Below are 15,264 nucleotides of genomic sequence, written 5' to 3' on the forward strand. Positions count from 1 at the left end.
TTTTCCAATCGCTATGAACGTGCAAGTGTCATCATTACAACAAATCTTGAATTTGTAGAATGGACGAACATTTTTGGGGATGAAAAGATGACAGCAGCGTTGCTTGATCGGCTCACTCACCGTTCGCACATTCTTCTTCTAAACGGAGAATCTTATCGATTCCGTCAAAGTATGAAACAGAGGGAAAATGGGGAGTGGTAGCCAGATGCGCGAAGTGTTTGGATGACTTGCCCCTAGGGGCAAGTCATCCAAACACCCACCCTCTCCCATTTATGGGAACTCTGATTCTAAAAGTGGCTCACTTTTGAAGTGATCGCTCTGGCTCAATTTATTATTGACAAAAACAACTTAGCCGTATTTCTAACAAGTTTAAACCTTCCTCCACCAATCGCACCTAAGGCCGCTTTTTTAGCGACATATTTCCATCCTCTTCCGGTTTTATACGCCTTATACCCATCATACGCCGCAAATCCCGCGTTGATAGCCAGCCATACCCAATGCCCATCCGGATCCACCAACATCACTGGGTTGTTGTTCGCATACGCATACCCATTCTGCGTGGGAATATCACCCGCATCCCCTGAGTCTGGATCCAAGGAAGGGAACACACCGTGCCCTAGACAATAAGAAAGCTGCTTAACGGAACCCCATAGGATAAAAAAACAGAAGGACGAATTTGCGTCCTTCTGAAGAAAAATTTTAAACTGTCAATCTGGTGAAAAATGATTCAACTTTGATAATATTTTAGAGCTATTCATTATGCCTCTCTTAATTTTACAGAGGTATAACGCTTTGAATTTTTCTCGTAAAGCGCTATTTCATCATCACTTATCCACATTAAATGACCTAAAAACCTATCGTAAATAAGTTCATCGGGTTCAGTTGACACTATTTTTTTTTCAAGTAATACTTTATCTTTTCTATCTTTAATCACCATCTTTATTGTAAAATCATACAGATCGTGATTACAATGTACCTCAGCTTTGTATTTTTTATTTGGACTTAATTTAGGCTTGTTCCAAATAAACTCATTAATATAGTTTAACTCCTTTACTCTCTCATAAGCTCCTTGAAAAGGATTAGGATCCCAATTTTTTTCTCTAATAACAAAATCGAGGCTATTTTTCAACAGTTCTAGGATCTCTATTTTTTTTTTGTTATCTGGATACTCTAGAAATTCTTGAATATTATATGGCACTAAGACTTGACAAAAACCATCAAAACATCCTAATAGTTTCATCTCGGAGTAATTACCACAATGGAAATTTAACTGCCTACAATCAGCGGTTTTATATTTTTTATCAAAGACCCGTTCATACAATTTGGTAATACATCTAGTTTGAAAAGAAAAACTTTTTTTAACGTCGGATATCCCTTCTTCTCCTAATAATAGAAATGTTTTCAGCAACATAGCTTACCCCTTTCTTTATGTTATCACGGTCTGACATGAAGATACATATTACCCCCAGCTTTTCTCACTGCATAAGCTCTTCCTCTCTCCCACTTTAGAGCTTTCTCTCTTCCATAAATATTTCTCTTAACAATCCGAGCATAGTATCTTTGATACCCCGCTTTTTTATTCCACTTATTGACCTGACGGTTAGCCCTAGGTGATGTACCGTTTTTGTTTAGCTTAGCACCACTAATACCTACTTTAACTATACGTTTTTTACCGTTAACTATTTCATAAATTTCATACCCATGATGAATCCTCTTTGAGAATCGACTATTACCATGCACAGCTTTAATAATTTTACTAGCAGCTTTGAACTTGCCACCAAAACCAACAAAATTGATAGCCGCCGCAGCTGCGACACCTTTCCATCCTTTTCCTGACTTGTATGCCTTATACGCACTATAAGCCGCAACCCCTGCATTGATGGCCAGCCAGACCCAATGCCCATCCGGATCCACCAACATCACCGGATTGTTGTTCGCATACGTATATCCGTTCTGCGTAAGGATATCGTCCGCATCTCCTGGGTCTGGATCCAAGGAAAGGAACACGCCATGCGCTGGATGATAGTATCGGGCAATTAAGTAATAGAGAGCCACTTCTTAAATGGTTAATTCCCTGCTACAGCTTTTTACTCCATCTGAAGAGAAGGAGAGCAAATATTTTATGGAGTTTCCTTTCTTGATAACACTCATTGCTGAACTAGATTTAGGCTTATCTTATAATGTCCTATTCCCAATCCCTAATGCTTCTTTCCCCTTTAATCTTCCGTTCTTTCAATTGTTTTTCCCCGTTCTTATATATCAAAAACCCCCTTCATTTGGTCACTGCGATTATAAAACACAACTATCGAGTGTCCAATTTCATCAGGGGGTTAGTAAGGATATAACTATGAGCAGTATTTAAAAATATCTAAATGGTGCCGCAGTTGGTCAAGCATATACGGTAATGTAGAAATGTGTATATGCAGACTGCTACTAAAAAAATCCTCGCTGTGTAAATCCTTAAACTGAACCTGAACAATTCCTCCTCCACTATTGTGGATTTGCACTACAACATTTAGTTCCTTAGATTCTGAATGAAAAACTGCTTTACCTTCTTGTTCTCTGTATATTTTCTTTAAACTTTCATAGAAATGAAAGATATCATGATTGTCAAAATGAAAGTGAACCGTTTCAGCTATAAAGCCACTACCTTTTAGCTTCACTTTTCCTGTAAAGTAGCATCCACCAAAAAACGGATCCCCTTCATTTTCAAAGTCCGTGATAATTAGCTCTAGGCTTCGATCTGCGTCTTCCTCACATACAAATACTTTCATGCTTTGCATCCTTTCTACCAGTTATATTGGTTACTTATATGGCTCATAGTGGAAATGACGTACCCGTTTGGTTCTCTTATTATATACAACTGTTAACTGATATTTTTTATACTTGTAATTTCTGGGATCACCTATGGAATGTCTTGCTTTTTCTAACTTATGCATGGTTATAGTATATTTATTATAGCCTTTAGCCCCATCTCTGGATTTCTTACCATAGACAATTGCTCTTGCTAAAATCTGTCTCGGAACATAGCGGTCCGAATTTTGCATATGTTTAAACGCCGTGCTATCAAATATCATTTTTTTAGCAATTGACTTCACTTTATAAGCTCGATATAGTGCCTTACCTGCTTTGAATCCAACTCCCCCGATAAGCCCTACACCTACAGCAATTGCCGCAGCCTTCCATCCACCTTTTTTAAATGCCTTATATCCATCATAAACCGCAAACCCTGCATTGATGGCCAACCATACCCAATGCCCATCCGGATCCACCAACATCACTGGGTTGTTGTTCGCATACGCATACCCATTCTGCGTGGGAATATCATCCGCATCCCCTGAGTCTGGATCCAAGAAAAGGGACACGCCATGCTCCGGGTGATAGTACCGGGTAATGAGAAATATCCGCTTAATAGAAGTTCAAAAATATACATGCATGAGTTGCCTTACTTCCAACCGGAGCAGGGAAATACGCTGCCTCATCCCTTAACAGTCGAGCTTGTCTGATTTATTCTTACAGAAAGTAAGACAAAACCCTTAATATTAATAAAGGTTTTCAAAGTTTTAATTATAAAAAAATGCCTTAGGAGAGAGCGTTTCTCCTAAGGTTCTACAATTACAAAAATAATCCGACCTATCTAATCAATATTTTATTTAATATGTCTGATTTCCTTCACCTTAATCAATATTTTATCACAATGTTTTCCTGTTTTTCATTGAGTTTATGAAGAAAGATAAGACACTTTATTTACTTTCCATATAATCTGTGTTTCGTTTTCTTTTTCTAAAAAAGTTACAACCCACCCGAAATGATGTAAACGATCAGTAAATGTCACCTTATGATTTAGTGTCCATGTTAAATCACCTAAATATCTCCAATAAAAAGATTCGTGTGGTCTGTCTACTCTTACTAATCTTTCTTTCTTTAAAACCTTATTTCCTTTTTGACGTTTTATTTCTAAATATATATCTACATAAGAGACTTCGTGTTCACATATAATGCTACATATATATCTACGATTAGGACTGCTCTTTTTCTTATAGATAAATGTATTTTTGTAATTTAATTCTTTTATCTTGTTGTATATTTCACGAAAAATTTGCTTATCCCATCCTCGCTCATCAGCAAGTTTTTCCATACCCTTTTGTAACACTTCTAATGCCATTTTCTTTTTTTCCAAGTCATCCGTAAGAGAGAAGTATTGATTATAATCCATTTCAACATAAACAGTAATAAAATCGGGTACCATTTCCATTTCAATTTCTTTCTCGCTTAATTTAGATAGATCCGGTACGCATTGAATGATAACTCCCTTTTCCCCATCTGTATGAATTTCGGGCAAAAGACGAGTATAAAGTGATGTAATACATCTTGTTTCATAATGAAAGATGGCGGACTTGCTTTGCCTATAATCGGTAAAGGGGCTTGTCTCACCAGTATCATAGTCAACTATTACAGTATGATCAAAATAGTTTATATCACTTGGAATAGAAAGTTGAATATCCCTTATAACAGTCATTTTTTCACTTCCTTTTATTAAATTTATGGGCGATAGTGAAATGGAGGTGATAATTTGTTGTTAGGCTGGATTCTATTAATGTATTCCGTATGCCTTTTTTCCCATCTCAGTGCATTATACCTACCACGTATGTTAGTTTTTACTATTCGTGAAGCATACCGATCTGTCTTGTATCGCTTATTCCACTTTCTAACTTGCCTTTCAGCGCGATATGATTTTCCCTTTTTAGAAATCCTTCCATCACTAATACCAACTTTGACTACTTTATTAGTTTTTTTATCATAAATTTCATATCCATGATGTATCGCAGGATTTCTTTTACTATTCGAATGATATTTTTTTGAAATCTTTCTATATTTCTTGTAGACCTTATAAATCTTATAAACTCTATAAGCCCCCACTCCAGCTATAATAACAATATGAGCATAATGCCCATCCAAATCCACCAACATCACCGGATTGTTGTTCGCGTACGTATAGCCGTTTTGTGTGAGGATATCGTCCTCATCACCTGGGTCTGGGTCTAAAGAAAGGAACACTCCTTGTTCTGGATGATAGTACCGGGCAATTAGGTAATAGAGACCCGTTTCTTGGTCATATTGGTATCCTGCGTATCGATATGAGTTTTCGTCAGCCAAGTCGCCAGATTGGGAAAGAATGTTCCCCCATGCATCATATTGATAACGGGCAACGATGTTTCCTTGTTCATCCGTCAGGGCGATGACATCGCCATGGGCGTTATAGTGGTAGAAGTACGTGGCACCACCTTTTTTCATCGCCAACAGCTGACCGTTTTCTCCGTATACATACGATCTTACCACATTTCCACTTGCATCGGTTTCGTACAGAACATTTAAGCTGTCGCCTTGGTAATGGTAATTTGTCACGACGCCATTCACATTCTTTTGAATGCGGCGGCCGTCTTCATCGTATTTGTACGTGACAAACGGCGTGCTTTCTCCTTTTCTCGTAATAGAAACCAATTGGTCCGCTTCATTCCATTGGTATTGATATTTTCCGTCTTCGGTCCGGTTGCCGTTCGCGTCATACGTGATCGTTTCATCGCCGAAACGAACCAATTGATTCGCCGCATTATAATCGGCCGTGGTCGTCGTCGATGGTCCCTCTTTCGTTTTCACGATTTTCGTCCGGTTCCCGAATCCATCGTACGTATACTCGATCGTCGTTCCATCCGGACGTTGTTCACTTTTCAACTGATCCAGTTCATCATACTCATAGATCGTCACATCCCCATTGGACGCTTCGATGCGGGTCCGGTTGCCGTTTTCGTCGTAACGGTACGTTTCTGCCAATAACTCGATTCCGTTCGCCGTTCCCACCACCAGACTGTTCACCAAGCCGCGGTCGTCATACGTAAAGGTGGCACCCGCTTCATTTCCGGTTGTAAACGTGCGAACGTGTCCTCTCTCGTCATCATCAAAGCGATACGTATACGTTCCGTCTTGGACGATGGTATTTTGGTCCAAGGCGTTGTATTGATAGGTGATGGTTTGGCTAAAGGAACTATGTGAGAATTGGAATTTCTTCCATTTATCCGAGGTTATCGGATAAATGCTTTTCGTCTTTTTCTAAATTTCATTTTCAATCAAAATACGGTTGGTTGCCACTCGTAGATTTCCTTCCATAAGCCCCATTGGGTCAAACTTTTCTTGAAAAAGAGAAAAACCTTAAGAGAGATATAGACTCTCCTAAGGTTGGCATACTTAACATATACCTGTTACTTCATTCTCATTCGAAATTCAAAACCCTTAACATTCATCGGCATCTTCTAATCCAAAATATTTTTTCACGCGTAATGGAATATCATTTAAATGGTCGCGTTTCTTTAGTTCCATTAACAGATCTTCTTCCGTATGAATCTTGTTGAACATTCCAAATATTTCCCTTTCAATAAACTTTTTCAGTTCGTTCTTTCGATCTTCGTCAGGGATAGGAATCTCAAAATCTAATAGCTCCTTAATTCTTATACTTTCCCCCTGATCCAAGGAACTTAGTCTATGATAAATATGCATCACAAGGCGGCCTAGCTCAAGGTTTTTTATAATAAACCCATAATCGATATGATAATAATTACCATAATTTGATTTTGATAATTTAATTATTTTTATAATCTCATCATTGCTAAAGCTCCACTGGGTTCCCTTCTTTTTAAAAGAATGGGCTTTAAACAACTCATCTAAATATTTTACAAATTCGGATTTATCCATTCTATCACCCCTTAATAAACATGCAAGACTGTTTTCCATTTTCCTCCATGTTCTTGTTCAAATATTCGCTTATATTTTTTTAACTGTCGCTTCCCTCGAGCAATGGCTCTAGGATTATACGGTTTTAATTCATAGATGGTTCTCGTATTGAAGTCCACAAAATCTGGACGAATACCTTTTATCCCTTTATATTCTTTAATTCTTCCCTTTAATTCATCATGCAAATGTGCCATATATTTTTTATGCATCTGTCGACCAAGTTTGAAATTAGATTTTGTGTACTGCCTTCCAACCTTAACAATATACTTCCCTGCGCCTCTAACAAGTTTAAGCTTTCCCCCACCAATCGCGCCAAGAGCCGTTTTTTTGGCGACATACATCCATCCTCTTCCGGTTTTATACGCCTTATACCCATCATAAACCGCAAACCCAGCATTGATGGCCAACCATACCCAATGCCCATCCGGATCCACCAACATCACCGGATTGTTGTTCGCATACGTATATCCGTTTTGCGTGAGAATGTCATCCGCATCCCCTGGGTCTGGATCCAAAGAAAGGAACACGCCATGCGTTGGATGATAGTACCGGGCGATCAGATAGTACAGACCCGTTTCTTTGTCATATTGGTATCCCGCATATCGGTATGGGTTTTCATCCGCCAAGGCACCGGATTGGGAAAGAATGTTCCCCCACGCATCGTATTGGTAACGGGCCACGATGTTTCCTTGCGCATCCGTTAGGGCGATGACATCGCCATGGGCGTTATAGTGGTAAAAATACATGGAAGTACTTTTTTGTGATGAGAAACTATATAAGTTGCAATTTTGTTTTACATGGCATTGTTCGCTCTTCTTGTCACCGTGCCAGCTTGTCAGGTGATAAAGACGGGACATGGAGATCGGAAATTCTTTATTACAACCTATATACCTAAATTTTTTCTTTGTTTTCTATTCATTTTTTTCACATAAAAATAAAAAGACTATCTCATAAATCATGAGATAGCCCATATTACAGCTGTTTTTTTAAACATAATTTCCATGTTCGTCTATTCCTATTGGATAATATGGCATTTTTTCAATAATTCTAAATAGCTCCTCATGTTCACCTGACAACCAATCAACACAAAAATCTTTTGGATTTACATAGTATTCATTTTCCTCATTATCGTTTAACTTGTCACACTCAAACCAATATTTCCTAAATACGGCAATTACTCTTCCGCTAATACTTAATTCGTATTCATATCTCTCTTTGTCAAGATTCGGATCTAAAAATTCCTTTTCTTCTTCAATTGCCTCTTTTAATTCTTTTACATATTTTTGAAAAAGTATTTCATAGTCGTTCATTATCATGGCCTCCATTCATCAGGATAATATCTTTCCTGTTTACTACGATTACATCTTTGACAAGCAGTTTTTAGATATTTTGGATTATTGGCATATTTTATACGTGCCTTTCTAGACATGGCATACCCTTTCTTATAATAATGCTGCTTTAATGATGGATTATGATCGACCTCTAGTTTACCCCCTTTTCTACCACAATACTGACAAGTATAATTATCTCTCTTTAAAACTGCATCTCTTACACTCTTTCTAGTACCATTTCCGTAATGTTTTTTACGATTGTAAATTCCTTTATTTACCTTTATTTTTTTAGGTATTTTCTTTTTAATAACCTTTTTAACAACATACTTAGTACCTACTCTAACAATAACATAAGCAGCAACTATAAGGTAAGGATTACGCCCATCACTATCCGTTAGCATTACAGGATTATTACTTACGTAATTATAGCCATTTTGAGTTAAAACATCATCTTCATCCCCTGGGTCTGGATCCAAAGAAAGGAACACGCCATGCGTTGGATGATAGTATCGGGCAATCAGGTAGTATAGACCCGTTTCGTTGTCATATTGGTACCCCGCATATCGGTATGGGTTTTCGTCCGCCAAGGCACCGGATTGGGAAAGAATATTCCCCCACGCATCGTATTGATAGCGGGCAACAATGTTTCCTTGTTCATCCGTCAGGGCGATGACATCCCCATGCGCGTTATAGTGGTAAAAATACGTCGCATTGCCTTTTTTCATGGTAAGGAGTTGCCCGTTTTCTCCGTATATATATGATCTTACCACATTTCCATCCGCATCGGTTTCATACAGAACGTTTAGGCTATCCCCTTGGTAATGGTAGTTCGTAATGACGCCATTTACATTCTTTTGGATGCGCCGGCCGTCTTCATCATATTTGTACGTCACAAAAGGAGTGCTTTCTCCTTTTCTCGTAATAGAAACCAATTGGTCCGCTTCGTTCCATTCGTATTGATATTTTCCATCTTCGAGACGGTTGCCGTTGGCATCATAAGAGATTGTCTCTGTTCCAAAACGAACCAACTGATTGGCAGCGTTATAATCGGCATTGGTCGTCGTCGACTGCCCATCCTTGGTTTTCACGATTTGCTTCCGGTTTCCGAATCCGTCATAGGCATATTCGACTTTTGTACCATCTGGAAGCTGCTCTTCCACTAATTGGTCTAGGGCATCGTAACGGTAGACGGTCGTTTCCCCCGTTGGGGATTCCACTTTCGTCCGGTTGCCGTTTTCATCGTAACGGTACGTTTCCGATAAAATTTCTTTTCCGTCCGCCGTACCGATCGAAACGCTTTCCACTAAGCCGCGGTCATCATACGTAAAGGTTGAACCGGCCCCATTTCCTGTCGTGAAGGTGCGAACGTTTCCTCTCTCGTCATAGTCAAAGCGGTACGTATACGTTCCATCTTGGACGACCGTATTTTGATCCAATGCATTATATTGGTAATTGATCGTTTGGCTAAAGGACCCATGTGAGAACATGAACTGTTGTAATTTATCCGATGTCGTCGGATAGGTCCACTTTTGTACCCCTCCACGGTCAGATTGTTCGATGACCCGATTTGCTTTATCAAAGGTTCTTGTCTTGGTCGTGCCGTCCTTTAAGTATTTTACAGAAAGTTCATTTCCGTTTTTATCGTAACTAAATTCGTAATACGAGACGTTGTTGTAGGAAACAGTTTTGACTCTTTCGGCCCCGTCATACGTCCATTGAATCGTGTTTCCTTTCGGCAAAACCGTTTTGATTTTATTTCCGTTGGCATCATATTCATTCGTTGTCACATCATTCAACGGACCGACGGTTTTAATGAGTTTACCGGTCGCATCATAAGAATAGGCAAATGTTTGAGACTGGCCGTCGCTGGTTCGAATGACTTTTGAAGTCATATTGCCATTTAAGTCATAATCGTAGTTGACGGACGTTCCATTCGCCAATAGGAGCTGTTTTAAACGATTTGATGCGTCATACTTGTACTCTTTCTTATTTCCTTTCTTATCGTACTCGCTTAACAGGTTTCCTACGGCATCATAATTCTTTTTCGCCACATAGCCTTCTTCATCCACTTCTTCCGTGACATAATTTCCGCTTGCATCATACTTGTTTTTCGTCACCACGTTTCTTTCCATTAAACGGATCGCGTCAAACCATACCGTTCCCGTGTAATTGCCACGGAAGACAGCGGATATGTCGATTTTATCAATTGGCTTGGAAGGTTGAATCGAAACGGCGGCACGGTTCCAATCTTGATTGCCAGTAGGGAAATCGGCGGTATACGTTTGGGTCGTTCCATCCACAAAGTATACTTTAGCCGTAATGGAATAATCGCTTGCGCTCACTGTGCCATTGGCTTTTACATTTTCAGCTTTCGAAACCCCAGTAAGCGTAAGGTTAATTGGTGCATCACCAGATGTTTGGCCAACGATGATGGTCTGCTTATACTCACTTGCCGATTGCGTGGTGCTTGTTCTAGATATTTTTAGTGAGTACCCTCCATCAAATGATTGCGTAGAATCTACGCTTCCTCCTGTTCCACTCCAATTCGTGGTGGTTCCTTCAAAACTACTATTTACAACTGGGTTGTAGCTGGAAGAAACCTGCGCTTCTTCCAATTGAACATTATCAAACCAGGCTTCTCCGGAAGCATCTGGAGACTTATGATCGACCTCTAAATAGACGCGAATTTTGGCTGCATTCGAAGGAGTAGTAAACGTAACTTGCCGCTCTGTCCAAGGTCTTGTGCCTGTAAGTTGGCTATAACGATGATCCGCCCAAGAAATCGTTTGATTTTGACTATTCATGAATTGAACATTGAAAAAGGCATTGGCTTTCGTTAAATTCGTTTTGATCTTCCCGCTTAACGTATACGTGGTATTTGGTTTCACTGTGATTTCTTGGGTAGCTGCCACATAGCCAAGTTCCGTGCCTGGCGAAGTAGAGTCAGCGGCGATTTTTAACGTTTTTCTCCCTGTCAATCCATTATATACATTCGTGTCTTCCAGTAATTGCCCAGAATCATAATGACTGAGAAGATTCCAAGCTGTGATTCCTTGTTCAAAGCCGCTATTAGAGAGCAAATTCGTGGCACTGCCTAATGTATCGCTTTCTTCAATGATATTCCCATAGGCATCGTACTTCGATACAGAAGACGTTTTTCCCGATTGATCCGTTTCGGATACAGGATTTAAGCCATCATAGGCAATCGTGGTTGTATCGCCTTCCGTATCTGTCATGGAGATGACATCATTATTTTTGTTATACTCGTATGTTTCCGTACCATAACTATCTTTCGCCGTTAACACATTCCCCTTGGCGTCATACGTATATGATTCAGTAGGATTCGCTGCATTTTGATCATTCGGATCCCGTGATTCTACTAGATTATTTCCCTCATAAACGTAGCTTGTCTTAATGTTTAAGCCATCTACGTCCTCAATGATTTGAATAGGATTCGCCGCTTCATTAAAGGTATACTGAATTTTACGGCCATTCGGTTGCGTTACGACAAGTTGTCGTTTTGTTTGGTCATAGTTCATCGTATAGATGCGGTTTTCAGGATCAATCGCTTGGCTTAGCCTGTCGCCATGATAAATGAACTGATTAACGACCGGTTTTGCTTCCGTATGCGTCGGTTCCAATACTTTCTCTAATCGACCAAGTTCATTATATTGGTATCTCGTTACTTCCCCGCCCGTCTGGGTTACTTTGGTTAATAAATCATTGTCATATTCATACTGGATCACCCGATTCATTGGGTCGGTAATTTTTTTGATTCTGCCGTCTGTATTATACTCGATACTCAGCTTTCTGCCCGATGCATCGGTCACCGACACCAGCTTTCCGTTCGCATAACCGTAGGTAGTGGCATTTCCATGTCCATCTACGATTTTAGTTAACTTGCCGTCACTTTTTTGAAAGTGGATTTTCGTTTGATCTTTTGTCGTCAGTATATATTCATCGGTTGTTTCGCTTAACTCCAAGTAAACACCTGTCGGGGCTTTATACGTGCCGTCGGATAATTTCGTGAATATATGGAGCGTGCCATCTTCATCCGTAAATCTTGCTTCATTTCCTTGGGCAACGATGTTCATTTCCGCATCGCTATGCCATCCTTTTCCAAACAATCCAACCGATGTGGATAAACTATTGTAAGTTCTTGTGATTTCAAGCCCCGGTCCTCTTCCGGAAATCGAAACATCGTCTTCGTCTATAATCAGATTACCGGTAGCGGCATTCACGCTGCCATACGGAACATCAATGATGGACCAGTACTCTTCTTTTCCTAAATACTCATTCGCCTCCGGAATTTTCACCGTCAAGGCATTGCTGGAAAATACTGTTTCCCCATCCGCATTGTATGCACTGAGTCGGAAGTAGTAATTGGTGCTTGTGGCGTATTTTGTCCCCATTTTCTCATACATTGGGGAAGGATCTTTCGGAAGTTCCAATCCTTTTCCATCATGATGCAACGTTAAGGTGCTGGAATCCCCCTGTTGGATTTCCTCCGGAGTTGGCCAAATTCCTTTGTTTTGTGTCGTCCAATGGTCCACGTCTCCTACATCAAATGCTTCATAGTAAAGTCCATTGAAAATCCACACTTTATACCCTGTCGCTCCAGGAATCTTATCCCAGTTTAACATGACATAGCCAGAGTTGCTCCCCGATTGATTGCTGTAAGCAAATCCAGAAGGTGCTGGCGGCACTGGCAAATCTGGAATACTAGGCATATACGCATCAGAAAAGACGGTTTCCCCTTGAGAGTTATAGGCACTTACTCGAATCCAGTAGTTGGTAGCCGTTGCGTATTTTGTTCCTGCATTAGCGTAGACCGGAGACGGATCAACAGCTAATTCTGTGCCAAGACCATCGTTTAAATGCAACTTATATCTACCTGCATTAATTTCCGTGGATGTTGGCCAATACTTTTTGTTTTTCGTTGTCCAAGAAGTGACGTTCCCGACATCTAACGATTCATAGTAGGAACCGTTAAAAATCCAAATTTTATACCCCGTCGCTCCACTCACAGGATTCCATTTGAAATCGATATATCCTGTTCCATTTCCGTTTGTATAACTTCCCCCCGTCGGAGCAGATGGTTTTGCCAAATTCGGAATGGTCGGCATATACGCGCCTGACATGGCGCTTTCGCCTTGAGGGAAAATGGCGCTGACTCGGAACCAGTAGTTCTTGCTATTCGGATAACTTCCACCTGAATTTCGATAGACCGGGGAAGGATCGACAGGAAGCTCCGTCCCTAACTGATCTTGGTGCAGGTCGTATCTTCCAGCGCTAATTTCAGAAGGGGTCGGCCAGATTTTTTTCCCCTTTGTACTCCAGGAAGTGACATTGCCTACATCAAACGCTTCATATGATTTCCCGTTATAAATCCAAACTTTATAACCCGTAGCACCAGGAACCGGATCCCAAGATAGGTTGACATATCCTGTCCCATCTCCGTTGCTAAAAGCCGTTCCCGTCGGTACATCAGGAATAGGGATCGTATACGTCACAGACAAGTAAGGCTTGTAGCTGCTGTTGGTCGCAGAAACAACTTTTTTCCAATACGTTTGCCCATTTCCATTCGTATGAAGTTTCAATCCATAGTTGGGTTTCGTTCCGGATGCCCACGCTTTGACAGTACTCGTCACATCAAATTGTGCCCATTGGTCTCTTGCCACATCGACTTTGCCAATGTTCGTGGAGGAAGGTTTATTATTCCATGTTAAAGTGCTCGCGGACCATGAGCTGTTTACCACATCGAGCCATAGACCTGTTGGTGTTGTTGCATAATACGAATGGGTGACATATACATTGAATGTGGCACTCGTCACATTCATATTCTTGATGCTCGATAGATCTTGATTCAAAAAGCCATAGCAAGTACCTGTTGTTCCATCATAATAACCAACTTTCAAAACGTATTGTCCCTGCGCCGAATCCCACTTACTTGATGAGGAACTATAGTTGGTTGTCGGATAAGCACTCATTACAAATGCATCGGTAGACACATTAATGGAAGTACTCGGATCAATATAAACAGGGTATACACGTTTAGGATCCTTCAGCCACTGCGGATCGGCTTTAACCGTTAAAATATACCCTTGTTCATCCTGTTGAAGTTCGTATGTTACATTTTCCGAGCGCTGTGCTTCTCCCGAGTGTTCGTCGATATTCGAATCGACCATAAATGGTTTAGGGAGTTCAAATACTTTTTCATTTTCTTTAGTTGTAAATAAAATGGAGCCATCCTCTTGAAGATCGGCATGCAAATCGGTTTTCAAACGAAATTTAAAAATGTGATAGCCTGTAAAAGCGTGAAGAACTAAATCTTCCTTCGTTGATTCATTAAATACGATATTTTGCAAGTCTATATTTGGAAAAATATTTTGATGCAAAATCTTATTTTCTTTTTTCTTATACGTAGCGGGAACATCTTTCGCTTGGATCGGCTTCAGCCCGTCCCCTGATGTCTCTAAAATAGAATACGAAATGGAATATTCGTTATAGAGAAATTCTGCATATTCCCCATCCACCATCTTCTTGTAAAAACGGGGTTCCAAAATGGTATTCTCTGCTTGGACCTCATTCGCGTGATGGGGATGATCGATGAGTCCAGTGGAGATTTCTTCAAATTGTTGTTCGTTCTTTTTCTTAATATGAATCGGCTCAAAGTAGATTTTCTTGGTGAACGTACCGTCACCATTGTAATACACTTTCGTATTCTCTGTTCGTTCTTCTATAATCTCTCCCGGTTTCAGGTTGATATTGGGTGCTTCTGGTACTTTAAGAGGTGATTGTTTCATCGCATTGTCAGATTTAGAATAGACGAACTCCGCCAATCCCTCCATAGGAATACTCGTAAAAACTAATAAAAATACTAACCACCAAACAAACCATGTTCTTAGATGTCTCATGTTTTCTCTCCTTATCAATCCTAAGTTGTCTAATTCGAGCTGCACGAGGAGATTTTATGCTATAAAAAACATACTCGCAATATTTTTCGACAAACAAATTTCGTCATTATTCGACAGAAATCGATTTTATCACTTAACCTTTCAGACAGTAGCGATAACGGTCTTTTTTTCAATTGTTTTGTACGAACATCCCGCTATGAGAAATGTGAGGAGTAGATGAACAATTAATG

The 15,264-nt window shown here is 40.0% G+C and carries 8 protein-coding genes and 3 pseudogenes; 1 reads left to right on the forward strand and 10 read right to left on the reverse strand.

What is annotated here, in order from left to right; genetic code table 11:
• On the forward strand, positions 1-201 hold a 201-nt coding region (locus ASC42_RS10520), incomplete at its 5' end, for an ATP-binding protein (protein WP_167338081.1).
• A 556-nt stretch (positions 202-757) separates the two neighbouring features.
• On the opposite strand, the gene ASC42_RS10530 is transcribed toward ASC42_RS10520, so the two are convergent.
• The 10 genes and pseudogenes from ASC42_RS10530 to ASC42_RS10580 form a co-directional block, all read right to left on the reverse strand.
• Positions 758-1,411: a hypothetical protein gene (locus tag ASC42_RS10530; RefSeq protein ID WP_055441725.1), complete on the reverse strand. Its 654-nt coding sequence runs from the start codon at positions 1,409-1,411 to the stop codon at positions 758-760.
• A gap of 23 nt (positions 1,412-1,434) precedes the next feature.
• Positions 1,435-2,058 (reverse strand): annotated as a pseudogene (locus ASC42_RS10535) (RHS repeat-associated core domain-containing protein); the annotation flags it as partial.
• A gap of 287 nt (positions 2,059-2,345) precedes the next feature.
• Positions 2,346-2,774, reverse strand: coding sequence for a WapI family immunity protein (locus tag ASC42_RS10545; protein WP_052351505.1), 429 nt, complete (start codon positions 2,772-2,774; stop codon positions 2,346-2,348).
• Between the two features lie 30 nt (positions 2,775-2,804).
• Positions 2,805-3,353, reverse strand: coding sequence for an RHS repeat-associated core domain-containing protein (locus tag ASC42_RS13940; protein ID WP_055441728.1), 549 nt, complete (start codon positions 3,351-3,353; stop codon positions 2,805-2,807).
• 368 nt (positions 3,354-3,721) lie between these two features.
• A complete protein-coding gene (locus ASC42_RS10555; RefSeq protein ID WP_055441729.1) occupies positions 3,722-4,519 on the reverse strand; it encodes a hypothetical protein in 798 nt (265 codons plus the stop codon).
• A gap of 23 nt (positions 4,520-4,542) precedes the next feature.
• A pseudogene (locus ASC42_RS10560) lies at positions 4,543-6,099 on the reverse strand (RHS repeat-associated core domain-containing protein); the annotation flags it as partial.
• A gap of 189 nt (positions 6,100-6,288) precedes the next feature.
• Positions 6,289-6,747, reverse strand: coding sequence for a DUF4304 domain-containing protein (locus ASC42_RS10565; RefSeq protein ID WP_042382768.1), 459 nt, complete (start codon positions 6,745-6,747; stop codon positions 6,289-6,291).
• Between the two features lie 11 nt (positions 6,748-6,758).
• A pseudogene (locus ASC42_RS13775) lies at positions 6,759-7,535 on the reverse strand (RHS repeat-associated core domain-containing protein); the annotation flags it as partial.
• A gap of 237 nt (positions 7,536-7,772) precedes the next feature.
• Positions 7,773-8,096, reverse strand: coding sequence for a hypothetical protein (locus ASC42_RS10575; RefSeq protein WP_006324135.1), 324 nt, complete (start codon positions 8,094-8,096; stop codon positions 7,773-7,775).
• A 2-nt stretch (positions 8,097-8,098) separates the two neighbouring features.
• Entirely contained in the window at positions 8,099-15,034 is a 6,936-nt protein-coding gene (locus ASC42_RS10580; RefSeq protein WP_425339077.1) for a DNRLRE domain-containing protein, read from the reverse strand.
• Positions 15,035-15,264 lie beyond the last annotated feature (230 nt).

Source organism: Anoxybacillus suryakundensis, from assembly GCF_001418025.1.
GTDB classification, from domain to species: domain Bacteria; phylum Bacillota; class Bacilli; order Bacillales; family Anoxybacillaceae; genus Anoxybacillus; species Anoxybacillus tengchongensis.